The sequence below is a fragment of the Aquimarina algiphila genome, from assembly GCF_007489275.1.
Lineage (GTDB): Bacteria > Bacteroidota > Bacteroidia > Flavobacteriales > Flavobacteriaceae > Aquimarina > Aquimarina algiphila.
The window spans coordinates 35,955-57,859 of the sequence record NZ_VLNR01000016.1; the positions used below are offsets into that span (position 1 = coordinate 35,955).

Annotated in this window: 28 protein-coding genes; 14 read left to right on the forward strand and 14 right to left on the reverse strand. The window is 30.5% G+C overall.

Annotation, left to right across the window (positions count from 1 at the left end; all coding sequences use genetic code 11):
• Positions 1-4 precede the first annotated feature (4 nt).
• Together FOF46_RS09655 and FOF46_RS09660 are read left to right on the forward strand one after the other, a co-directional pair.
• Positions 5-304 carry an HPF/RaiA family ribosome-associated protein gene (locus tag FOF46_RS09655; RefSeq protein ID WP_143916303.1) on the forward strand — a complete coding sequence of 100 codons (300 nt, stop codon included), beginning with the start codon at positions 5-7 and terminating at the stop codon, positions 302-304.
• A 26-nt stretch (positions 305-330) separates the two neighbouring features.
• Positions 331-1,011 (forward strand): type 1 glutamine amidotransferase domain-containing protein, encoded by a 681-nt coding sequence (locus FOF46_RS09660; RefSeq protein WP_143916304.1) that lies wholly within the window; start codon positions 331-333, stop codon positions 1,009-1,011.
• 423 nt (positions 1,012-1,434) lie between these two features.
• On the opposite strand, the gene FOF46_RS09665 is transcribed toward FOF46_RS09660, so the two are convergent.
• From FOF46_RS09665 to FOF46_RS09675, 4 genes are all read right to left on the reverse strand, one after another.
• Positions 1,435-2,295: a mechanosensitive ion channel family protein gene (locus tag FOF46_RS09665; RefSeq protein WP_143916305.1), complete on the reverse strand. Its 861-nt coding sequence runs from the start codon at positions 2,293-2,295 to the stop codon at positions 1,435-1,437.
• A 69-nt stretch (positions 2,296-2,364) separates the two neighbouring features.
• The gene (locus FOF46_RS09670; protein ID WP_143916306.1) at positions 2,365-2,823 is read right to left on the reverse strand and encodes a hypothetical protein; all 459 of its coding nucleotides are present in this window, start codon (positions 2,821-2,823) and stop codon (positions 2,365-2,367) included.
• A gap of 200 nt (positions 2,824-3,023) precedes the next feature.
• Positions 3,024-3,176, reverse strand: coding sequence for a hypothetical protein (locus FOF46_RS31460; RefSeq protein ID WP_167571783.1), 153 nt, complete (start codon positions 3,174-3,176; stop codon positions 3,024-3,026).
• 21 nt (positions 3,177-3,197) lie between these two features.
• The gene (locus FOF46_RS09675; protein ID WP_143916307.1) at positions 3,198-4,559 is read right to left on the reverse strand and encodes an NAD-dependent succinate-semialdehyde dehydrogenase; all 1,362 of its coding nucleotides are present in this window, start codon (positions 4,557-4,559) and stop codon (positions 3,198-3,200) included.
• Between the two features lie 187 nt (positions 4,560-4,746).
• On the opposite strand from FOF46_RS09675, the gene FOF46_RS09680 reads away from it, so the two are divergent.
• Genes FOF46_RS09680 through FOF46_RS09690 form a run of 3 tightly spaced genes read left to right on the forward strand, consistent with a single transcriptional unit; the run spans position 4,747 to position 5,631 of the window.
• A complete protein-coding gene (locus FOF46_RS09680; protein WP_143916308.1) occupies positions 4,747-5,076 on the forward strand; it encodes a YtxH domain-containing protein in 330 nt (109 codons plus the stop codon).
• A 5-nt stretch (positions 5,077-5,081) separates the two neighbouring features.
• A complete protein-coding gene (locus FOF46_RS09685; RefSeq protein WP_208746765.1) occupies positions 5,082-5,423 on the forward strand; it encodes a phage holin family protein in 342 nt (113 codons plus the stop codon).
• A 4-nt stretch (positions 5,424-5,427) separates the two neighbouring features.
• The gene (locus FOF46_RS09690) at positions 5,428-5,631 is read left to right on the forward strand and encodes a DUF6327 family protein (protein ID WP_143916310.1); all 204 of its coding nucleotides are present in this window, start codon (positions 5,428-5,430) and stop codon (positions 5,629-5,631) included.
• A gap of 5 nt (positions 5,632-5,636) precedes the next feature.
• On the opposite strand, the gene FOF46_RS09695 is transcribed toward FOF46_RS09690, so the two are convergent.
• From FOF46_RS09695 to FOF46_RS09720, 6 genes are all read right to left on the reverse strand, one after another.
• Positions 5,637-6,701 (reverse strand): helix-turn-helix domain-containing protein, encoded by a 1,065-nt coding sequence (locus FOF46_RS09695; protein ID WP_143916311.1) that lies wholly within the window; start codon positions 6,699-6,701, stop codon positions 5,637-5,639.
• Positions 6,702-6,909: 208 nt separating this feature from the next.
• Positions 6,910-7,377, reverse strand: a complete 468-nt coding sequence (locus tag FOF46_RS09700) for a hypothetical protein (RefSeq protein ID WP_143916312.1) — start codon at positions 7,375-7,377, stop codon at positions 6,910-6,912.
• Between the two features lie 35 nt (positions 7,378-7,412).
• Complete coding sequence (locus FOF46_RS09705) at positions 7,413-7,919, reverse strand: Dps family protein (protein ID WP_143916313.1); 507 nt, start codon at positions 7,917-7,919, stop codon at positions 7,413-7,415.
• Positions 7,920-8,145: 226 nt separating this feature from the next.
• Entirely contained in the window at positions 8,146-8,748 is a 603-nt protein-coding gene (locus FOF46_RS09710; RefSeq protein WP_143916314.1) for a DUF2652 domain-containing protein, read from the reverse strand.
• 15 nt (positions 8,749-8,763) lie between these two features.
• A complete protein-coding gene (locus tag FOF46_RS09715; RefSeq protein WP_143916315.1) occupies positions 8,764-10,047 on the reverse strand; it encodes a DUF2254 domain-containing protein in 1,284 nt (427 codons plus the stop codon).
• A 33-nt stretch (positions 10,048-10,080) separates the two neighbouring features.
• A complete protein-coding gene (locus FOF46_RS09720; RefSeq protein ID WP_143916316.1) occupies positions 10,081-10,800 on the reverse strand; it encodes a flavodoxin family protein in 720 nt (239 codons plus the stop codon).
• A 308-nt stretch (positions 10,801-11,108) separates the two neighbouring features.
• Between FOF46_RS09720 and FOF46_RS09725 the strand changes: the two genes are divergently transcribed.
• From FOF46_RS09725 to FOF46_RS09760, 8 genes are all read left to right on the forward strand, one after another.
• The gene (locus FOF46_RS09725) at positions 11,109-11,684 is read left to right on the forward strand and encodes a hypothetical protein (protein WP_143916317.1); all 576 of its coding nucleotides are present in this window, start codon (positions 11,109-11,111) and stop codon (positions 11,682-11,684) included.
• Between the two features lie 91 nt (positions 11,685-11,775).
• Positions 11,776-12,873 (forward strand): DNA topoisomerase IB, encoded by a 1,098-nt coding sequence (locus FOF46_RS09730; RefSeq protein WP_143916318.1) that lies wholly within the window; start codon positions 11,776-11,778, stop codon positions 12,871-12,873.
• Between the two features lie 17 nt (positions 12,874-12,890).
• Positions 12,891-13,781, forward strand: a complete 891-nt coding sequence (locus FOF46_RS09735; protein ID WP_143916319.1) for a mechanosensitive ion channel family protein — start codon at positions 12,891-12,893, stop codon at positions 13,779-13,781.
• A 35-nt stretch (positions 13,782-13,816) separates the two neighbouring features.
• Positions 13,817-14,851, forward strand: coding sequence for an AI-2E family transporter (locus FOF46_RS09740; protein WP_143916320.1), 1,035 nt, complete (start codon positions 13,817-13,819; stop codon positions 14,849-14,851).
• 239 nt (positions 14,852-15,090) lie between these two features.
• Complete coding sequence (locus FOF46_RS09745; protein WP_143916321.1) at positions 15,091-15,426, forward strand: four-helix bundle copper-binding protein; 336 nt, start codon at positions 15,091-15,093, stop codon at positions 15,424-15,426.
• Between the two features lie 64 nt (positions 15,427-15,490).
• Complete coding sequence (locus tag FOF46_RS09750; protein ID WP_143916322.1) at positions 15,491-15,919, forward strand: PepSY-like domain-containing protein; 429 nt, start codon at positions 15,491-15,493, stop codon at positions 15,917-15,919.
• A 151-nt stretch (positions 15,920-16,070) separates the two neighbouring features.
• Positions 16,071-16,223 carry a lmo0937 family membrane protein gene (locus FOF46_RS09755; RefSeq protein WP_143916323.1) on the forward strand — a complete coding sequence of 51 codons (153 nt, stop codon included), beginning with the start codon at positions 16,071-16,073 and terminating at the stop codon, positions 16,221-16,223.
• A 733-nt stretch (positions 16,224-16,956) separates the two neighbouring features.
• Positions 16,957-17,406 (forward strand): ferritin-like domain-containing protein, encoded by a 450-nt coding sequence (locus FOF46_RS09760; RefSeq protein WP_143916324.1) that lies wholly within the window; start codon positions 16,957-16,959, stop codon positions 17,404-17,406.
• Positions 17,407-17,501: 95 nt separating this feature from the next.
• Here FOF46_RS09760 and FOF46_RS09765 read toward each other — a convergent pair whose 3' ends face one another.
• From FOF46_RS09765 to FOF46_RS09775, 3 genes are all read right to left on the reverse strand, one after another.
• Positions 17,502-18,533, reverse strand: coding sequence for a DUF748 domain-containing protein (locus FOF46_RS09765; RefSeq protein ID WP_244299598.1), 1,032 nt, complete (start codon positions 18,531-18,533; stop codon positions 17,502-17,504).
• A gap of 147 nt (positions 18,534-18,680) precedes the next feature.
• A complete protein-coding gene (locus tag FOF46_RS09770) occupies positions 18,681-19,262 on the reverse strand; it encodes a DUF3332 domain-containing protein (RefSeq protein WP_143916326.1) in 582 nt (193 codons plus the stop codon).
• Between the two features lie 212 nt (positions 19,263-19,474).
• Positions 19,475-20,500 (reverse strand): helix-turn-helix domain-containing protein, encoded by a 1,026-nt coding sequence (locus FOF46_RS09775; RefSeq protein WP_143916327.1) that lies wholly within the window; start codon positions 20,498-20,500, stop codon positions 19,475-19,477.
• A gap of 239 nt (positions 20,501-20,739) precedes the next feature.
• On the opposite strand from FOF46_RS09775, the gene FOF46_RS09780 reads away from it, so the two are divergent.
• Entirely contained in the window at positions 20,740-21,441 is a 702-nt protein-coding gene (locus FOF46_RS09780; RefSeq protein ID WP_143916328.1) for an SOS response-associated peptidase, read from the forward strand.
• Between the two features lie 88 nt (positions 21,442-21,529).
• On the opposite strand, the gene FOF46_RS09785 is transcribed toward FOF46_RS09780, so the two are convergent.
• Positions 21,530-21,841: a hypothetical protein gene (locus FOF46_RS09785; RefSeq protein WP_143916329.1), complete on the reverse strand. Its 312-nt coding sequence runs from the start codon at positions 21,839-21,841 to the stop codon at positions 21,530-21,532.
• Between the last annotated feature and the right edge of the window lie 64 nt (positions 21,842-21,905).

Here is a 21,905-nt window from a genome sequence, read left to right on the forward strand (position 1 = left end):
ATAAATGAAAACAGTTTTTGAATACACTAATGTAAGTGCAAGTAATAGATTAGAATCTTTTACAGAAGAAAAATTAAGCAATCTGGCTAATAAATATCCTTTTATTATACGAGGAGATATATTTTTCAAAAAAGAAAATAGAAGTGATGAAACTGGTCATGTTTGTGGTATCCGCCTAAGTGCTCCAGGTCCCAGACTATTTGCATCATCAGACGAAAAAAGTTTTGAAGAAGCTATTGCAGAAACAATAAGAGATCTAAACGACCAACTTGAAAGAAGAAAAGATAAGATGTCAACTTATTAAGACAAGATAAATTAAAGGAATTAACTATGGAATTTTTATTTGTATTAACGTCTCACAATAAGCTTGGAGATACTGGAGAAAAAACAGGGTTTTGGGTTGAAGAATTTGCCTCTCCTTATTACTATTTAGTGGATAAGGGAGTTCAAATTACAATCTCATCACCAAAAGGAGGTCAACCTCCTATAGATCCGAGTAGCGACAAGCCAGAAAATCAAACAGAGGCTACTAAACGCTTTCATAATGATCAAGAATTAAAGGAAAAACTGAGTCAAACTCTTAAACTTTCTAAAGTAAATGAGAAGGATTACGATGCAGTATTTTATCCTGGCGGCCATGGTCCTTTATGGGATCTTTGTAATAATCAATACTCTATAAATCTAATACGATCATTTTATGAAAACAACAAACCCACAGGTCTCGTATGTCATGCTCCGGCTGCTCTAAAAAACGTTAAAACAACTAATGGTGAATATTTGGTTAAAGGAAAAAAAGTTACTGGCTTCACTAATAGTGAAGAAGCTGCGGTAGAACTGACCGATGTAGTGCCTTTCTTGGTAGAAGATATGTTAAAGGAACATGGTGCTACCTTCAGCAAAACTCAAGATTGGCACTCCTATTCAGTACAAGATGGAAACCTAATAACAGGACAAAACCCAGCATCATCAGAAGAGGTAGCTGAAAAATTATATCATCTCTTGAAAAATTGATTCTTTAACTACCAATACTATCTTTAAATAAAATGCAGGAATATTGAATCCTGCATTTTATTTAAAAGATTAGTTCATTCGGTTTGGTGGTAAAAAGAAAAGTGCTGTAAACGTTGTTTTACAAACACTTAAGACTTAAGGTTAATTGCTTGTTATTTTTATTTCCCTATTCTCATCTTTATGTCTTCCTATTTTCTCTGGCTATACTAACTTTACTTTTGCCTATAGTGAGAAAATATTATATTAGCTACTTTGTCTTCGCTCTTATACAATATTAATTCTACTACTATATTTTGAAGGTTTACAACTTTTTTACAGTTTTAAGAAGTATTTTCTATCTGAGCAGTTTTTCTTTGCTATAGCCTCTCTCTGGTAGCGCTTCGTTGAACCTCTAATTTTATACTTAATTATTTCTATCTTAATTTATTGTTCTTTTTTTAATGTGTTTTGCAATTCCATAGCATTTGAAAGTATACGAATTTCTCTCTGTGGAAATGGTATTGATATACCCTTATCTTCAAAACGCTTTTTAGTTTCTTCAATAGTGTAGAAATGAACTGCCCAAAAATCTTCATTTGACGCCCAATAACGTAAAGATAATGTTACTGCGCTATCCCCTAAATCAGAAACATAAATTTCTGGCACAGGGTCTTTCAAAACTTCTTCCTGACTATTAATTAAATCAAGTAATATATCTTTTGCTTCTTTGATGTTACTAGTATAAGATATTCCAATATCAATTTTATCACGTCGTATTCCTTCAGAAGAGTAGTTTACAATATTATCATTAGATAATTTCCCATTCGGAATAATTGCTAATTGGTTACCAAAAGTGTTAAGTTTGGTAGTAAAGATGGAAATCTCTTTTACGGTTCCCGATATTCCTTGTGCTTCAATAAAATCACCTATCTTAAAAGGTTTGAAAAACAGAATGAGTACGCCTCCAGCAAAGTTTGCAAGAGAACCTTGTAACGCAAGCCCAACAGCTAATCCTGCTGCTCCTAAGATAGCAACTAAAGAAGAGGTTTGAACACCTAATTGAGTAATCACCAAAATTAGTAATAGTATTTTGAGTCCAATACTAATGATTTCATATAAAAAGTTCTCTAAGGTTTCATCATAATCTTTTTTCTGAAAAAATTTACGAAGCATTCGGCTAAAAATATTAATTACCCACATTCCCACAAAAAGAATCACAATAGCAGAAATCAATCCAGGGATAAAATCCCAAATCCATTCTACAAATTGTTTCCAATTTTCTTTTGTTAGTCCTAATTTTTCCATAATATAATTTCAAAAAGTGTTTAATAATTTATGTGTTCCAAAAGTAATGAAATTGATAAGCTTATCAATTTAAAAAACCAGCTGCGACTCAAAAGGCTTTGACCACTTTGATACTCTATCCACTGCAGGAATAAGTGTAGCAAAAACTTCAAATTTTCTGGTATATATCGAAGTATTGTCTTGTAGTTTCCCTAGTTTGATCTTCATGGGTATTTTAATACTCATATTTTTTTTGTTTGCATCTTCTGATCTTATCAAAACACTTTCCTTGCATAAGAAATCATCCCTCCGTTCATTTCTGACTACTCGTAATACTTTGGTATCATCCCAATTTGAAATCAATACAGGAACATCTTTGATTCCGTGAACATCATATACAAAAAGATGTAATAAATACTCCATATTTCCAGAAATATCTAATGGATGAAATTCTATTTCGGTTTTTACGATTATTCTATTTGTTTTGGTATCATCTACCGCAACATATTCTGGAATTTTGTCAAGGGTTACTTCTGTTATCTTTGCCATATCAAAATTATTTTAAAATTAAAAATGAGGATTGAATAATTCCTGAATCCCCATTTTGAAAAAATCACTCACACTTAAACACACTTATCGAACTATTATTGGCTCGCCAAGGGTTTTATTTTTCTATCTTGTTTCAAGATTTTTCAAAGAACTTTGCAATTTATACAATAATTAAATTCTATTCAATAACTAACTGATGATTAAAAGAATTCTAAAAATACTCCTGAAGCAATAACTCCTATAATTAACAAAATCAATACTAGCACAATAAATTTTGTTCCTATTGTTGTCTTTGTATTTTTCTGAAAAATATAGTCTCTTCTTTCTTCGTCTTCTTCTTTTACAAATTTCATTTTTGTTTATTTTAATTAATATTATTTTATGTAAACTGTTTTCTTATTTACAAATTCCAAAATACCTTCTCTGGAAAGCTCTCTACCATATCCTGAAGCCTTAGTACCACCAAAAGGTAATCTTGGATCTGATTTTATCATTTCGTTGATAAAAAAAGTACCATCCTCAACATGATCAATTTGTTTTTTTGCTTCTTCAACATTTTGTGTAAATAACATAATACCCAATCCAAAAGTAGATTGGGATGCCAACTTAAAAGCATGATCTCTATTTTTTGCTCTAATTATGGCAGCTACAGGACCAAAAATTTCTTCATCAAAAGCTGGCATTCCTGATTTTACATTGATAAGAATAGTAGGTTCAAAAAATGTATTATTTCTTCTATTGCCTACTAATACTATAGCTCCTTTTTCTATAGATTCATCAATTTGTCGTTGTACTTCTTCTACAAGATCAATCCTTGCCAATGTACCTAGTTCAGTTTTAGGATCTAATGGAGCCCCAAATTTTATATTTTTTAATGCTTCTTTAAATTTTTCTAAGAAATTGTCATAAATCTCATCCACTACAATAAAGCGTTTAGCCGCAATACAACTTTGACCTGCGTTTTGCATTCTGGCTTTTACAATAGTATCCATATACTTATCAAGATCTGCATCTTCCCATACAATACAAGCATTATTACCTCCCAATTCTAATACTGTTTTCTTAAGGTTTTTTCCTGCTATTTCAGCAATAGTACGACCAGCTTTTTCGCTTCCGGTAAGGCTCACTGCCTTCACTATATCATTTTCTATTATCTTTTCTATTTGTTTATGACTAGCAAGTAAAGTTTGAAAACAACCCACTGGGTATCCAGAGGCTTCAAAAAGATCCTGAATGGCCAAAGCACATCCTGTGACATTATTTGCATGTTTCAATATAGCTGTATTTCCTGCTGTTATAGTTGGAATGGCAAAGCGCATTACCTGCCAGAAAGGATAATTCCAAGGCATGACAGCCAAAATACATCCTAAAGGGTCATAACTAATAAAGCTTTCTTTTGCCTCTGTTTCTATAAGTTCATCTGCAAGAAATTGTTCTGCATTTTTTTCATAAAAATCAATTAACCTAATGCATTTTTCTATTTCTGCAACACTTTCCCGATAAGGCTTACCCATTTCAATGGTAATTAAGTTTGCATATTCTTTTTTTTGTTGATTCAACACGTCAGCCAATTTTTGCAAAAGTCTGGTACGGTTCTGTAATGATTGTTTTTTCCACTTTAGAAATACTTCCTCAGATTTATGTAGTGAAGTATCAATTTCTTTGTCTGTAAACAAGGTGTATTTTTTTAAAACTTCTCCTGTAAAAGGATAAGTTGTTGTGATTGTATTTGCCATTTGATGTCTTTTAGCTACTTATCAAAGATAGATCGAGAACAATAAAAGGATGAACGCTTTTGATATAAATGTTAGTTCGTTTGCCTAAAAATCATATCCGTTAACATCCTTACGGTTTGAGTTAAAGCTTACAGCTATTTTTGATGAATTTTGTAGTAAATATTTTATAAACTAAAAAACAAAAACAATGAGTAATAATGGTAATACATTTTTAGGAATTATAGCAGGAACCGCAATTGGTGCTACTTTAGGTATATTGTTTGCCCCTGATAAAGGAGTAAATACAAGAAGAAGAATAGCAGATGAAGCGCAAGCAACAAAAGATCATTTAGCAAGAGAGGCCTCTAATCTTCAACATCAAATTACTAATACTATGTCTACTCAAAAAGAAACATTAGATACCAAAATTGAATCTCTAGTTTCTGATGCAAGTTATAAAGCAGACGATGTAATTACCTCTCTTGAAAAAAAATTAAGTGAGTTGAAAGCCAAGAACAAAAAATTACAGAAATCGTAATGGGAGTGATTAACGCAATAAATGAAACGTCAAACAAAGCATTTGATGCTGGAGAAACTTATGTTAAGGCTTCCCAGGAATATTACAAACTAAAAGCTTTCCAGCAACTGGCGAGAGCATTTTCATTTTTAAGCAAGTTGGCCATTATTGGTGGCTTGCTTTTTCTAGCATTAATTTTTTTGACTGTATCCGGAGCAATTTGGTTGGGTCAATTTATCGGCAGTACTGCATTAGCCTGTTTGGTAATGGCTGTAACTCTTTTTGTTTTTACTGGAATATCATATCTTTTACGTAAAAAAATTGACAAAAACATTATAAAAAAAATGTCTGAAGAATTTTTTGATTAACCTTATGAAAAAAACATACACCTCTTTTAAAGAGATAGAACAAGACTTACGTAAACTGAATTTACAACGTCAGATATGTCTAGAAGAAATGAAACTTCTGAGATCTGAGTTCAAAGATGATTTACAACCGTATCAATGGGTTTCTACAATACTCAGTGCAGTAAAAAAATATGGAATCTTCTATTTAATCAAAAGGCTCTTTAAATAATATAATTATGACACGCCCACAAATTCTTCTATAGGCAATTCAGTTCTGTTTTTAAAATCATTGGGACTGATATCATACTTTTCTTTAAAAATTTTCGAAAAATAGCTTCTACTACTAAATCCAATTGAATAAACAATCTCTGAGATATTCATATCAGTAGTTCGTATCAAATCTCTAGCAGCTTCTAATCGCACGTGACGAATATATTCTGTTACTGTCCTGGCATATAACAACTTAAACCCTTCCTGAAGCTTAGCTTGTGGTAACCCTGTTTCTTCTGAGAGTTGTTCTAAAGAATAATCTTTGGCTACATCTTTGATAATTTTCTTAGCCAAACTTCTAATTAATCTTAATTCTCTTTTTAAAAGTGTTGTTGGAAGTACTTCTTCTTTCATAGCACGATCATGTTGTTGAATATGCATAGACAAAATTTGGTAAATCATACCTTCTATTTGTAATATACGTATCATTCCTTTTTGTTTTATTTTTCGCAAAGCACCTATCTGATCAGCTAGTTTAAGATTAAAGGTACCAAAATATGCGAAAGCTTTCTCGTGATCTTCATCCATAAAAACCTTATATAGTTTTTCATTAAGCTGTGATACATTATTGAGCCTTTTTTGTAGATATTTTTTCCTGGCAATTTGTATTACATTAATTTCTAATTTCTCCTCCTTTGGAAAATAGCCATAGTTATGTCCACCATCTCGACTAGTAATAATCACGGATTGAAACTGTTCTAAAGTATGTATCTCTTTTTGGTATCCAAAACGATGTCCACAATGTCCCGTAAGACAATATGCAAAATGTATAGGATTATACTCTGAAGCATCCATAACTAGTACAAATTCTTTATGAAATATAATATCATACTCTAACAAATTGACTCCCCAGTCAAATGTAATAAACCGAATCGTACCGTGCGCATTTAAGTTATTAACTGTGAGCATATATTCTCCCCATCTCTCTTCAATTTTCCCTCCTATAATATCCTGAATTTGCCTAACGGTACCCTCAGTATCTTTAGCCGTGATATTAATCTCTATTGCAGTCGTTGGTTCAGCGTACATAGTAAAATGATTTTGAATGTGAAAAACTGTCTAAAGTAATTTCAAAAATAATAAACAAAAAATGTTTTTCTGCTCTCATTTTTTAAAGATTTTGTTAATATACATATAAAAATGAGGTATTACTAGTTTTATTAACTACATCAAATTAAAAAGACTCCCTTCTTAAGGAGTCTTTTTAATTTGATGTAGTTAAAATATTACTTTTTTATTAGATAGAATCAAATTCATCAACAAAGAAGAAGTCTTTATCTTCATTATTCACAAAATATACTCCTTCCCCAAATATATATTCTACGTTTTTCTTATCTACTATCACCTTGAAGCCTCTTTCTGTTGGTTTCAATTCAAAACTATCATTAGCGTCTTTGGTATATCTTAATACAATATACTTATCATAATCGCTATACATATCATTATCTACATATATTAGTTTTGTTACCTCTTGAGGAGAAGTTTGTCTGTCTTGATTTAACTTCCCTTTGTCAGATTCATCTAATATAACTTTAGATCTTCCAGTTTTATACACAGTGATTCTATATGGTATGGTCTTACCATCTTTTTTAAAATTGAACGTTTTAGTAGTTCTTGTTTTTATAATTTGTGTGTTATCCTGCGCAATAACACCCGTCATAGTAAAAGTAATTAGTAGCGTAATTAAAAAATTTATCGTTTTCATTTTATAAGTTTTAAAAAAGTTATTATTTCTTTATATTATACTTGCTTGATCATACTTGTATCTAATTGATCAGATGTATTCTTTGACCAGGCATTTAACATCCAACTCGATTTTTCTAACTCTCCGATATAAGCCCCAATCATATCAATAGTTCCTTCATCTGTTACCTCTTCGGCATGCATTAGTATAATACGCATTTGGGCTAATATTTTTTTATGATCCCTTAGAAGTTCTTCTACCATTTCTGTATCTTTCATTAATGGTATAATCTCTTCTACTGTAGCCATTTTTATATATTCTTTAAATTGGCTTACCGGGTGATGCTGTAATGTTAAGATACGCTCTGCAATTTCATCTATCTTGATTTTAGCATCATTATATAATTCTTCAAATTTATTATGAAGATCAAAGAAGTTTTTTCCTAAAATATTCCAGTGGAAACCTCTTAATTTTTGATAGTATATATTGTAATCAGCTAAAAGTATATTTAACTCTAGTACAACGGGCAAAAGCTTTTTCTCATTCATGTTCAAATAATTCATAGCAATTTTTTTAAAATTAATAATATATTGAAGTCGAACAACAGGATTACATTACCCTTTTTGTTCTGTACAAAGATACTTTGAGCAAAAGGGCATCTTTTGCTCATATACTATTTATCTTAACTCTATTGTAATGAAGGTGCTTTATAGAAGTATAATTAAGCTTACTTAAAATGTTCTTAATATTATATTCTAAAAAATTTATGAAAGTAACACATAAGAATTACTAATCCTCAAGGTGTTTTAAGCCAATATAACTATAATTGATCTCGCCGATATGTTTATACTCAGCTTCCAGTTCACGAAGTTCTCCCCATTCAAAATTACGTTCAATATTGTCTATATTATATTCTGAAAGCAGAGCTTCAGAAATCAATATGTATTCTTCTAAAGGGATTTCATTTTTAAGTAACCGATGAGCTATAATCACATCTTCACCCATCAATTTAATCTTTTTACCAATAGGAACGGCACTAATTTCTTTTCCATAGTGTAAAACTATTTTTAGACCCAACATATCAGGAATATTGTCAACCTCTTTATTTTTTTTATATTGTTTTTGTAAAATTTTTAATTGTACATAGAACTCAGTATAAAATAGTCTACATTGATAAACCAATTCTGTAAAAGTGGGTAAGCCCCCTGTTTTATAGAACAAGATAGCATCTCCTTCAATTTCAGATACTTTAAGTTCTAATTTATTTGCGTATATTACTTTGTTGAGTAATGCAGGAATAACCTTAGAACTTAATTCAATATCGGTATCACTCATAAATTTAGTGAATCCGCTTATATCAGGTATACAGAGTAATGTCGGTGTTGCTTTCATAAATTGAATAAAAAATTAAGACTCTAATAACTCTAAGATACGTTTTAGATCTCGATTATTACTTATATTTTTTTTTAGGTCATTGCTTAGTGACATAATTTCATCTTGTAAAGCCTCTACATACCTGGGATATATATCTTTACTATTTCTAACAAAAATCAAAGCGCTCAAAAGTTCATAGGAAACTGTACTATCCCCCTTGGCGTATACACGAATCGGTTCGATCACAATACGCATCAGTTCTGAAGCACTTATTTTATTATGAATAATAGTGATTTCACAATCAACTATACCCTCAATAGTTTTTGGTTGAATTTTTAATATCTGGTGTACTAATTGACCTAATTTAGAAATAGCATTGATAGCAGTTCCCGGATCATTAATACCAGGTGACAATGCTTTTACGGCTACCTCAGTTAATTTTATCATACCACCAACACCACTATCATCTTCATGGCGATTTGACAAAATATATAAGCAAATATGTAGGGATGCTAATTCCTCTTCAGAAATAGGTTCACTGATACCAAGTACAGGATCTCCTTTCCAGATATGTTGATTTACATAAGGTATAATTTCTATTATATTTTCTCTGTTTTTCAAAGAATTCTTTAATAATGTAACATCAAATGATCTATAATAACCTGTTTTTTCACTATTTAGAATTTTCCAATATTGATTCGATACATTTTGATTTTCAACATCATTATCTCCTTGATCAGCTCTTTCTTTTTCAAGCAATTTAGTACAGGATGCATAAATCTTATCTATAATATTATGTATTTGTATTGATTGAGATATACTATGAATAAAATACACAAACAACCCAATACAGAATGCTCCTAGTATTGCTGCCACCATCACAGAAAATCCTACGGCATCTGTAGATGAACCATAAGCTCCCAATGACATCAAAACAATTATTGTATATAATATAGTTCCTATATAAAACCCTAATATGATTTGATGCTTTTTATTAGATATTAACCCTGGTAGAAGTCTAGGAGAAAAGTTAGAAGAAGCTTGATTTAACACTACCATTACCATGGTAAAACTAAAAACGGTCAATGACAATATTCCACCAAATAATGTAGAAAGAATCGTTCTGGCAGTTTCATTATCCTGTACCAAAAGATAAGGCACTTCTTTTTTTAATGCATTTATAACCTCAAGATTCTCTACAAATAGCAGGGTGATTGCCAAAAAAAAGAATCCTGCACTAATTAATACAGGGTAAAATGCGATACTATGAAAGACAGTACTTTTTACTCTTTTTAAAAACTTCAACGTAGATTTCATGGTAGTCTATCTGTTTTTCTTAAAAATGATAGATTAACGATATTCAGGATTTCTAAAATTCCACCTTGTACCATCATCCCAATCTTCTCTAGAATTACCATATGAATTATATCCATTATTATTTTTTAACATAAAAGCTAGATGGAGTAAGTTATAAGTCATAAAAGTAGTGTTTCTATTCGTAAAGACATTGTTCTTTGCACCAGACTCTTTATCAAGATAATTTGGCCCTGGCCCTGCTTCTCCAATCCATCCGCAATCAGCCTGTGGCGGTATACTGAATCCCAAATGTTGTAAGGCGTACAAGATACTCATTGCACAATGTTTTACCCCATCTTCGTTACCTGTAATGACACATCCTCCTACTTTTCCATAATAAACATATTGCCCTTTTTTATTGGTTTTACCACTCATACCATATAGCCTTTCAATTAATTTTGTGGCTACAGATGATTTTTCTCCTAACCAGATAGGTGTTCCTATAATTAGAATATCAGCATACATTATTTTTTTATAGATTTCTGGCCAATCATCTTTTTCTTTTCCTTCTTGCTTCATGTCAGGCATCAATCCATAAGCAACATCATAATCTACTAATCGAAAATATTCTACGATTACATTTTCAGATTTCATAATTTGCATAGACACATTCATTAGCCCTTCGGTGTGACTTTTTTGGTCTGAGCCTTTTAGTGTGCAATTAATACATAATGCTTTCAAGTTAGAAAAATCAGGTTTTTTCTTAGGACTCATATCATTTTAGTTTTAAAGGTATTATAAAGTACAATTTGAGGAATTAATCTTTATTGGTGGTGCGCAATTGCAACGTTTATTAACTCAATACCTATTCATAATATTCTTCATATCCTCTAACTTGACTATCAAAACAGTCAATGAAAATTGTATATGCGCACAACTTATCAAAATATCGACCTTACTTTTGGAGTATGAAAATAGGGGCTGCTTACAGTCTTAAAACGTAAAAAATATATCATTAGAGCAAATGTGATGTGTTAACACACGGTAGCCCTTATAATTCCTAAACAAAAAAACCTTTTATTATGAAAAATTTTATAGGATTATTGATGATTATCCTTTTAGTAAGTAGTTGTGATGTGCAACAAAAAAAAGAAGCAAAATTACCTGATGTAGATGTAGAAATAGATGCAGAAGCGGGGCAACTTCCTACATACGATGTAGATTGGGCAGATGTGAATGTAGGAACCAGAACTAAAATGGTTAAAATTCCTAAAGTTGTTGTGGTTATGGAAGAAGTAGAGGTAGAAGTACCTTATGTGGATGTTGATATGCCAAATAGTGGAGAGAAAGAAGAATTGACATTGACTGTGGAGGCAGAAGTAACTGGTAAAGAACATTCTATCGATATAAAAGAGATCATTGCTTCTAATGACAAATTGTATGTAATTTCTAGATTGAAAGAATTAGATCAAGACCTCGGTGACAAAAAATTAAGAGTTTCCGATCGTGTAATTCTAAATGCTCCTGACCTCAACGTAAAACATATTATTATGGGTGAAAAACCAAATAGAGTATTCAACGATCAATTTAAATATGTAAAGGATATTAACGCCTTTAAATCTGGCTTAAAAAAATCTAAGGTGATTTTCACTAAATAATATATCTAATTCCAGATAGATATGGTTAGTTTGACGAAATGGCCTCTTAGAAATATTTGAGAGGTCATTTTTATTCTAAAAATATACCATAATGAAAACAGATTTTACAAATCCAAAATTTTTCACACAAATTATCAAAGAACCCAAAATGGTTATTGATCAATTAGATTTGGTATATGTAAATGATAAAAAATTGACGATAACTCGGTCAAAACATAAGAAAGGTTTTCGATATCTTTTAAACGGAATCCAGATATCAACCAAAAAGGATTTAGATAGAATAAAAAGTCTTGTAATTCCTCCTGCTTGGAATCATGTTAAAATTGCTGCTATAGATAATGGGCATTTACAAGCTGTTGGAAGAGATTTGAAAAACCGAAAACAATATAGATATCATCCTCTCTGGAATAAAATACGTAACCAAACAAAGTTTTATAAGATGACTGCTTTTGGGAAGCAACTTCCTAAAATACGAAAACAAGTAGATCAAGATCTGGAACAAGAAGGCTGGCCAAAAACAAAAGTATTGGCACTTATTATTCGTTTAATGGAAGAAACCCACATCCGTATTGGTAACGAGCAATATGCCAAACGTAATAAAACTTATGGTTTATCCACGATGAGAACACGGCATGTTAACATAGAAAAGGACAAACTTAAATTTGAGTTTGTAGGTAAAAAAGGGAAGAAACATTCCGTAACTCTACGTAATAAAAAACTAATCCGATTAGTCAATCGTTGTGAAGAAATACCAGGTTGGGAATTGTTTCAATATTATGATGAACGGGGAGAAAAGCACAGTATTGAAAGTAGTATGGTTAACGAGTACCTTCATAATATAAGTGGCGATCTTTTTACGGCAAAAGATTTCAGAACATGGGCAGCAACTACAGTTTTTTTTGAAACCCTGATGGATTTAGGAGTTAGTACTATAGAAAAAGAAAAACAAAAGAATATTTTAAAAGCATATGATGTTGCTGCGACTAGTCTGGGGAACACTAGAAATGTGTGTCGCAAATATTATGTACATCCCTTCGTAGTATCATCTTACCAAGATAGTTCTATAAAAAAGGTGTTTGATAAAATAGATAATTCTGATCAATTAGGGAATTATTTCACCCATTCAGAACATGCAATTTCAAAATTATTAGAAAACTACACACCTACATTTTTAAAAAATATTGAATAATAAAAAAAAATAAAAAAATGAATGATAAACTAATCAATGCCTGGAATAAGATGTATGAAAAACTAGAATCTTGGGTAGACGCAATTGTAGTGAACTTACCAAACATTTTGATCGCTATTTTTGTATTTATCGTAGTGATTATAGCTTCAAAATATATTAGCAAATTAATTAGAAAAATACTTGGCAAGAGCAGTCTACAGAGATCTATGAAAAACTTAATTGCCAAAATAACTTCTGCGCTAGTAATCATTTTTGGATTGTTTCTGATTTTAGGAATCTTGAATCTTGACAAAGCTCTAAATACTATTCTTGCCGGTGCAGGAGTCGCTGGTCTAGCTGTTGGTTTGGCTCTACAGGGCGCTTTAGCCAATACTTACTCAGGAATTATCCTATCCTATATAAAAAATCTAAAATTTGGGGATTGGATAGAGACCAATGATTATGAGGGAGAAGTTATTGATATCGATCTACGAGCAGTTACGATTAAACAAGTTGATAATAACCTAGTCTATATACCTAATAAATTAGTAGTTGACAATCCAATAAAAAACTACTCTACAACGGCTCAATCTCGCGTCATTCTTGAGTGTGGAGTTGGATATGAATCAGATCTGCGATTTGTAGAAAAACTCACAAAAGAAACCATAGTCACTAATTTTAAAGCTGTACAAAAAAAAGATGATGTTTTGTTTTTATGGAGAGAATTTGGCGATAGTGCGATCAATTATGAGCTTCGATTCTGGATTAACTCTATATCCGCTTTAGAAGTTGCTAAGGCTAAAAGCGAGACCATCATGTTGATGAAAGAAGCATATGATAAGAATAATATCAATATTCCCTTCCCAATTCGGACATTGGATTTCCCCAATGGATTAGGTTTAGTTAAGAAAGAAGAAGTCGTAGCATGATAACAACCTTTCAAAGAATAAAACCCTAACTAGTAATGAAAAGTATTAGCCCAAACATTATACGGCAGATTTTTGTATTACTTCTTATATTCCTAATCGGTGGGCTTATCTTCAGAGAAATTTTACCTTATCTTTCAGGTATACTAGGAGCCATCACCATCTATGTAATCTTGCGTAAATGGATGGTGAAATTAGTGCAAAACGGCTGGCATCCAGACCTTGCAGCGATTACCTTGATGATAAGTTCTTTTGTAGGTATATTAATGCCTGTGACCGGAGTCTTATTTATGTTGGGAAATAAAATTGGTGATGTCACTGAAAACTCTAAAAAAATCATTATTGCCTTGAAAGGACGGCTAAATACCTGGGAAAATCAATTAGGTTATGATATTAGTTCTCAAATGGATCCAGATGCTATTTCTTCTTGGGTTACGGAGAATTTACAAAGATTTGCAGGAGGTACATTTAATGTATTTATTTCTATCGGAATAATGTATTTTTTACTATATTATATGTTTACAAACCGAAGAAAATTGAGAGAATCTCTTTTTGAATATATCCCTATTAACGAAAATAACTTAAAAATCATAGGAAATGAAAGCCAGAAAATGGTACGATCTAATGCCATTGGTATCCCACTAGTTGCTATCATACAGGGAGTTGTAGCTCTTATAGGTTTTTTGATTTTTGGTATCGAAGATCCATTTTTTTGGTTTGTAATTGTTACGGTGGGATCTATGATTCCCTTTATAGGTACATTGATAGCCATATTGCCAGTTTTTATAATTACACATTCTATTGGTCATACTTTTCAAGCATGGGGTATTTTAATATACGGTCTTGTCATTGTCGGTTCATCAGACAATTTAGTACGATTATATACTTTAAAACGATTAGACAATGTTCATCCTATTATAACATTGATTGGAGTTATTGTGGGTGTCCCTTTATTCGGATTTATAGGACTAATATTTGGTCCATTATTAATAAGTCTCTTTCTTATTGTAGTACAAATCTATAAAGCAGAATATGGTAAACCTAGTTTGCAAAAAGATGAAAAACTGCTTTAATAATCACTTTATATTTTTAATAAAAAGAAGTCTATTATTTTTAGGATATGAATCAATACTCCCAGAGCAATCCCACAAAGTAAACTTAAATAATTGTGTGTTGTTTTCGAGATAAGTCTTTAGTTATTAAATCTTCTTCATGGAATCAAAGTTTTGATATAGTTAAATGCAATTGCATATGAGCAAATAAAATATTCTACTATCACTTATATTGAGTTTAAATCCAAAAAGCATTGAAAATGGAAAATATTCATATAATTGAAGCCTTGATAAATTGTGCTGCGCACTGCAGAAACTGCGCATACTTATCCTTAAAGGAAGAAAACGTAAATGAATTACAAGAAGCTATTACAAATACTCTGATCTGTGCAGAAATATGTGAGTATGCTTCTGAGTTACCAGCTTGTACTGAAAGTGAAATGAGGTATTTACTAAAGGAATGTAAAACTTCGTGCAAAAAATGTGCAAAAGAGTGCGAAAAACTGGAATACGATTACTTCAAAAAATGTGCAGCAGCATGTGAAAAATGTATTGATGTTTGTAATATTCACCTCGTCGAGATGGAAATCAACTAATTAGATCCCTTTTTACAAAAAAAATGATTTTTAAATACTTACAAATACAACCTCACTCAATATTATGAAATATCCCTTATTCTTTTACATGTGTTCTCTATTTTTTGGTATCAGTTATCAATCTGTTGCACAAAACAATATTCCTGAAAAAGTAAAACAAACTTTTAAATTAAAATACCCAGGAGAAAATGATCCTGACTGGCATAAAGATAAAAATGGGTATTATGAATCAAATTTTAAAATCAAAGGAGAACATTATAGGGCAGATTTTGATGTGTCTGGTCAATGGGTTGAAACTGAACGAAACATTAAAAAGAAAGATTTACCTAAAAAAATTAAAGATAAGATCAAATCAGATTTTGATGATTACAAAATTGTAGAAATAGAAGAAGTAGATCATCATGCTAAAGGAAAGTTTTATGATGTAGAATTAAAAATAAAAGGAAAAAAAAAGGATATTGAATTTGATGAAAACGGTCAAATCCTTAATTAATAGCATAGTATATATTTAAATCAGTTTAGATCTGTAGCGATATAGTAAATAAACAATATTGATTTTCTATACTTTTAATATGACAGTTTAATGCTATGAAAAGATGTTCAATCACTTTTAAAGCTAATACTAATAATTTAAAATTAAAATCATGAAAAATCTTATTTGGCTACTAGTAGTAATTTTAATCCTAGGATGGATTCTAGGCTTTTTGGTTTTTCCTGTGGGCAACTTGATACACGCACTACTTGTAATTGCTATAATTGCAGTGATATATAGACTCTCCATTGGTAAAAAACTATAAAACATATATTAAAACTTGATAAAAAAATCAACCCATACTGGTCTACCTTGTTAATTCAGTATTGGACTATGTATGTTTTTATTAGGTTTTTCCTTTAATTGTAAAATTATACTGATAAGAAAAACCATTGAAGATCGCCCTACTACTGATTATAAAATCTAAGTTCAAAAATGGGTAAAGAGTTCAGAAACTTTAGTTTAAGTAGATTTATCAAAATACATAAAAGAATTGTTCAACAAAAAATATAAGATTATCAATAGGATAACCCAACTAGATGTTCTCTGGATATATTAAATACAATCTTAAAATTAATCTATTTTTTTAGAACAACTTTGTGAAAAATTGAAAAACAAAAAGACAATTACATTTTAGCCTTAATAACATAACCACTGTTTTTTCTGCTATTTAATCTGCTAAAAACAAACTATTTAGCCAATAAAAAGTTAAAATTTAAATGAGTTAAAATTTGACTTATCTGAGCAAATAAAAGCTTTATTACAGAATTATATTTGTTTTGAATTTACACAACAAAAAGATGATGTTACAATTTCTACACTTACTTGTAAGCGGATTTGCTTCTGGAGTCATCCTAGTAGTCACAAGAAGTATATTAAAGAAAAAAAATAGAAAGTAGTCTTTATATACAATAGTAATTAGTTACTATTTATATAGCTAATAAGATGTTAATCAGTAAGCATCTCAAAATAATTACTGTTCATTAAAAAAAATATTTATGAAAACGTATTCTGAAGAAGTTGGAAACAAATTGAATGATTTATTAGAGAAAACCTATGATGCCGAAAAAGGCTTTAAAAAGGCAGCAGAGAATTCAGATCATGCTGGATTAAAGAATTATTTCAGTCAGAAATCTCAAGAACGTAACAGCTTTGGACATGAATTAAAGTCTGAAATTAAAGCGTTTGGACAAGAAGTAGACAAAGGAGGAAGTCTTACCGGCTCTTTACACCGTACTTGGATGGATGTCAAAGCTTTTGTATCTGCAGATAATGCAGAATCTATGTTAGAAGAAGCTATACGAGGAGAAGAGGCTGCCGTCAAAGAATATAGTGAAGTTCTTTCTCAAACCTCATTACCAACAAGCACACAAACTATACTAATGCAACAAAAAAATAGAATTGTAGATGGTTTATCTTCTATAAAAAGATTAGAAGACTTAAATTAAGATTATTTATTTCTTACAAAAAGATCTCTCGGGATGGCCACAATCAAAGTAATGGTTTACTTGGGTGAAACAGACTTTTCTGAGAGGTCTTTTCTTTACTTCGCTTTATCCGCAGCTTTTTTTGCATCTTCAAAATTTACAGAATTATCAGTCATCCCTTTAAAAGCTTTTATCCAAGCATTTTCAAAAATGTTAAATATCGCTACCCAAATATTACTCTCTACTGTATTTAAATCTCCTTCTAAAGGTACTTTGGTTGCCAATGTATTAGTTTTATGATTTTTTAATGCGAACTTAAAAAAACCAACAAATCCTTCCCACAAAGTATCTAGAAAGCCATCTTCTCTGCCAATAAGTCTAGCATCGGTGAGCATTGGTTTTACATATCCTTTTAAAAACCCATCAGCAATAGCAACTTCACTATAAACACTGTACTCTCCATTATTGAAATCAATACCTGCATAATGATTTGTAAAATCATTTAACGATGTAACCTTAGCCTCTTCTAACGAAAAAGATATGTCTATATCAGGAATTGTTTTAACAAGATCCATTTTTCCATTTAGCTTTACGGTCCCACCTCCTATAGAAACTGCAGTCGCTTTTACTGAAGAAGGTAGTTCCTTATCTGTACGAGCAATATTACGTAAGTTTTTTGCTTCTAAATCAATTTGATCTAAATGTAAATCTATATTAGGATTGGCAGATAATTGTACAAATGCTGCTTTACCATTAATAACTTCTAATCTATTAATATCAATAGGAACTAAATCTGTTAATGCCTTTGTCCAATCGTTTAATTCTGGATCTTCCAAATTATTTTTTTTATGATCCTCAAATATATATGTGAATTTTGGTCTCGTTAATATAATCTCACTCACAATTTTCCCTTTGAATATTGATCTCCATTCGATTGAAATATCTGTTTTCTCAAAATCTAAAAATGAAACTTGAGATCCTACATCAATTTTATTTAGATACAGGCCATCAATCACATAAGCTCCTCTTAACAATGAAATATCGATATCCGTAACTTGACCATAATATCCAGGGATGTCAGCTAATACATTATTTACATACTTTTTTACGTAATAAGGCAATAGCAATCTACCTATAATTAATATCATTGTAATAAGTACTGGTATAACAAACCTTTTATTTTTATATAAACTTCTCTTTTTAGTCTCTTTCATATTTTAAATAAGATTAAAATCCTTAAAACCAAAAAAAGAGATTGCCTAAAACAATCTCTTTTTAATAATTCGAAATTAATTTTAATTATTTTCTGCAAGCAAGCAATCTTGATATGACACTATTTTGTGATCTAACAAAACTAACCCTTCATTACGAGGTATATTTGGATCTATTTTAACTTTTTCTCCATCAGGAAGATGAACAACAAAAAACCCTTCCTCAAAAGAAGAAAGTTTAATTACTTCTCCATTAGACTTAATGGCACTCCAGGATTTTAGAGAAGGACTGTATACTAAATCAAGTTTTTCTCCTTTTCTTTGACCATCAATGATATTAATTTGTAATCTGTTTTTGGTTGCCTTCATTTCAAAAGTGCTTCCGCCATGTTTAACAATTTGTGTTTCTTCATTCCCCTCATTCATTGCCAGTGGATTCGAACCACTCCAGAACTCAACTACATTAAAGATAATTACATCTCCTAGAACGAACAAACCATAAACAGGTATAATATTTAACCCCCAAAATACAAGATTATTTACAAATCTACTATCACTTATATCATTATTCCAATCTTTTAATCCATTAAAAGCACTAAACGAACCTAAGCAACTTGAAAACAGAACTGATGCCGATAATACAAGACATATTGTTATTTTTTTCATACCGTGAAATTTAAATTTTATACAAAATTAATACTACAGTAGTCCCAGATTAACTCATATAAGTATTTGAATAACTCATTTACATATTGTTTAATAACATTTGAAAAACCGTAGGGTGAATAACATTTGGGAAGTTTTCAATAACTCAGATTCAGAATTATGGTCTGGAACTATTCTGAAAGTCAAACATAAAAGTCAAAATATTTTATCTACTACTTTGTACTTGTCTTTTTTGATTTATACTCTTTAGGACTATAGTGATATTTCTTTTTAAAGATCTTACAGAAATAACTCCTACTTGTAAGCCCTACAGAATATACGATTTCTGAAATTGTTAAATCAGTAGACTGAATGAGTTTTTCTGCTTTTTCTAAACGCACATTTCTTACAAAATCAGAAACAGTTCTTTCAAACATAAATTTAAAACCTTCCTGCAGTTTTGCAGGTGACAAACCAGATTCATGGCATAAAGTCTTAATACTATGCTGTATTTCTGGATACCTTTTTATGAAATCACTCAATTCTGAGATCATTTTTAATTCATTCTTTAATAAACCACTGGTATTTAAATTATTATCGATTTCTAAACAAAATTTTTCTATTTGTTTTGCTAAGATGAGATAATACCTTCCTTTTTGAGATAATAATTCTGATATTTCGTTTGTATATTCTATACCAATAAGTAGCTTGAGCTGTTCTGCAATTTTTAGGCTGTAACTTCCAGAGTGAAAATGTTTAGGTGTATTATCAATATGCTGTAACAATTCCTGAAGTTTTTCACCAAATTGATTAGGCTTTTTGCTAAACTTATCAAAATACTCCCTTTTATTGACAAAGATAATATTCAATACCAATCGCTTTCCTCCAGGAATTAAGATTCGATTTTGCAATCCATTTCGACTATGAACCACTGCCGTTTGAAATTGATCTATTTGATGTATTTCATCAACATCTTCAAACTTATAAGAGCAGAAACCATCTAAACAATATAGAAATTGTAATGAATCGGTAGTAAAAGAATTTATTGGAAATTCTATATCATCAACTGTCAAAATATTAAAATCAAAAGCTTTTAATCCTTTTTGTAAACCTGTATATCGCACCTCTCCATAACCAAATTGCTGCCCCAAAGTGAGCACATATATATCTTGCTCTTTTGTGATTTTTCCTTTGAATAAATCTTTGAGAGCATAAAGCTCTAAAGGAGCGGAATCAAAATTTTTAGTCAAATTCTCCATACATCTTTTTTAGAATATTAAATTTTGATTTTCAATCAGTTAACCAATTGAATTCTTACAAAGCTAATAGGTATTGACTCATAAGTTTAACGTTTTTGGTGTTTTCTATACCTCATTTGCACAAAAATTAAACAATTACTAATTTTAACCGTTATAACGTTCAAATGCGTTACTATTTAAACGGTACGAGGTAAGGTAGTTATTGATTTTTTGTTTACTTGCACGAGTAATTCTGAATAATGTATAAAAAAATTTCAAATATTGCAGAGAGAGAACTCATCGAAAAAGAACTAGGCATCAAGTATAAGTTCCCAAAACTATATACTCCTAATCCTATTATTGATGGTACAGAAGAGGCCACATTATCAGTAATTACAATAGATGACCCTAACAATATATCGTACGCAATTTGGGGACTTTTACCTAATAATTATGAAGATGATTGGTCTGATTTTCAAAAGGTACTAAATACACTAAGTGTTTCAAAAGAGAATTTAAATTCTAATGGAATATTTCAGGAACCCTATCATAATAGACGTTGCGTTATTATTGTTACTGGATTTTTTATTTATCACTTATCTCATGGTTCTCTATATCCTTATTATGTATATTTGGCTTCTAAAAAGCCCTTTTATCTAGCGGGAATTTATAATATACTTGAGGATGGTTTTATTACCTGCTCTATGTTGATGACAAAAGCTACTGGAATCGTAAATAAAATCCAAAACTTAAATACAAATATGCCTGTTATTATCTCAGAGAATTTATATGATACTTGGTTAGACTCTCATGCTAATATGGATGAAATTAGTCATATCCTAAATCATCAAAATACTTTGGAATTGAAAGCGCATCCTATAGCCAAAGAGTTTTTTAAGAATGATATATTATATGATTCTATGCTTGACCCTATATACTATAAGGACATCCCCCTACCATAACATTTTATTATTATTATTATTATTATTATTATTATTATTATTATTATTATTATTATTATTATTATTATTATTATTATTATTATTATTATTATGCATTCCTCCCATGTATTTCATCTTTCAAACAACCAATATCTATTTTTAAAGTTTTAGGAATGACTCCGTATTTTGGACCAAGACCTTCCGTTAAAAAAAGTCCAAGATAATGCTGTGCTAGTTCCATATTTCTAAAAATATAGGTTCCCCCGATAGTATTAGTTTCCTCATTAATATAACAAAATAGTGAGATCAATCCTTTTGTATTTTTCAATAAATATTTTCTATCATCTGATAATTTACAAATTTCTTCTGTGGATAAGATTGATTTAAACCTAAGGTTGATAATTACTTTTTCGTTTTGCATTTATATAGTTCTGATTTAGATTGGGGTAATTTTATCTTTTAATCAAAACCTGATAGTATTTTAT

Bases quoted from the DNA above. Each gene is read 5' to 3' on its own strand.
- FOF46_RS09680 (WP_143916308.1), top strand. From the start codon at position 4,747: ATGAGTAATAATGGTAATACATTTTTAGGAATTATAGCAGGAACCGCA.
- FOF46_RS09695 (WP_143916311.1), bottom strand. From the start codon at position 6,701: ATGTACGCTGAACCAACGACTGCAATAGAGATTAATATCACGGCTAAA.
- FOF46_RS09670 (WP_143916306.1), bottom strand. From the start codon at position 2,823: ATGGCAAAGATAACAGAAGTAACCCTTGACAAAATTCCAGAATATGTT.
- FOF46_RS09700 (WP_143916312.1), bottom strand. From the start codon at position 7,377: ATGAAAACGATAAATTTTTTAATTACGCTACTAATTACTTTTACTATG.
- FOF46_RS09745 (WP_143916321.1), top strand. From the start codon at position 15,091: ATGGAAAATATTCATATAATTGAAGCCTTGATAAATTGTGCTGCGCAC.
- FOF46_RS09705 (WP_143916313.1), bottom strand. From the start codon at position 7,919: ATGAATTATTTGAACATGAATGAGAAAAAGCTTTTGCCCGTTGTACTA.
- FOF46_RS09780 (WP_143916328.1), top strand. From the start codon at position 20,740: ATGTATAAAAAAATTTCAAATATTGCAGAGAGAGAACTCATCGAAAAA.
- FOF46_RS09735 (WP_143916319.1), top strand. From the start codon at position 12,891: ATGAATGATAAACTAATCAATGCCTGGAATAAGATGTATGAAAAACTA.
- FOF46_RS31460 (WP_167571783.1), bottom strand. From the start codon at position 3,176: ATGAAATTTGTAAAAGAAGAAGACGAAGAAAGAAGAGACTATATTTTT.
- FOF46_RS09775 (WP_143916327.1), bottom strand. From the start codon at position 20,500: ATGGAGAATTTGACTAAAAATTTTGATTCCGCTCCTTTAGAGCTTTAT.
- FOF46_RS09665 (WP_143916305.1), bottom strand. From the start codon at position 2,295: ATGGAAAAATTAGGACTAACAAAAGAAAATTGGAAACAATTTGTAGAA.
- FOF46_RS09760 (WP_143916324.1), top strand. From the start codon at position 16,957: ATGAAAACGTATTCTGAAGAAGTTGGAAACAAATTGAATGATTTATTA.
- FOF46_RS09765 (WP_244299598.1), bottom strand. From the start codon at position 18,533: ATGATATTAATTATAGGTAGATTGCTATTGCCTTATTACGTAAAAAAG.
- FOF46_RS09675 (WP_143916307.1), bottom strand. From the start codon at position 4,559: ATGGCAAATACAATCACAACAACTTATCCTTTTACAGGAGAAGTTTTA.
- FOF46_RS09720 (WP_143916316.1), bottom strand. From the start codon at position 10,800: ATGAGTCCTAAGAAAAAACCTGATTTTTCTAACTTGAAAGCATTATGT.
- FOF46_RS09655 (WP_143916303.1), top strand. From the start codon at position 5: ATGAAAACAGTTTTTGAATACACTAATGTAAGTGCAAGTAATAGATTA.
- FOF46_RS09715 (WP_143916315.1), bottom strand. From the start codon at position 10,047: ATGAAATCTACGTTGAAGTTTTTAAAAAGAGTAAAAAGTACTGTCTTT.
- FOF46_RS09725 (WP_143916317.1), top strand. From the start codon at position 11,109: ATGAAAAATTTTATAGGATTATTGATGATTATCCTTTTAGTAAGTAGT.
- FOF46_RS09785 (WP_143916329.1), bottom strand. From the start codon at position 21,841: ATGCAAAACGAAAAAGTAATTATCAACCTTAGGTTTAAATCAATCTTA.
- FOF46_RS09750 (WP_143916322.1), top strand. From the start codon at position 15,491: ATGAAATATCCCTTATTCTTTTACATGTGTTCTCTATTTTTTGGTATC.
- FOF46_RS09730 (WP_143916318.1), top strand. From the start codon at position 11,776: ATGAAAACAGATTTTACAAATCCAAAATTTTTCACACAAATTATCAAA.
- FOF46_RS09740 (WP_143916320.1), top strand. From the start codon at position 13,817: ATGAAAAGTATTAGCCCAAACATTATACGGCAGATTTTTGTATTACTT.
- FOF46_RS09770 (WP_143916326.1), bottom strand. From the start codon at position 19,262: ATGAAAAAAATAACAATATGTCTTGTATTATCGGCATCAGTTCTGTTT.
- FOF46_RS09755 (WP_143916323.1), top strand. From the start codon at position 16,071: ATGAAAAATCTTATTTGGCTACTAGTAGTAATTTTAATCCTAGGATGG.
- FOF46_RS09660 (WP_143916304.1), top strand. From the start codon at position 331: ATGGAATTTTTATTTGTATTAACGTCTCACAATAAGCTTGGAGATACT.
- FOF46_RS09690 (WP_143916310.1), top strand. From the start codon at position 5,428: ATGAAAAAAACATACACCTCTTTTAAAGAGATAGAACAAGACTTACGT.
- FOF46_RS09710 (WP_143916314.1), bottom strand. From the start codon at position 8,748: ATGAAAGCAACACCGACATTACTCTGTATACCTGATATAAGCGGATTC.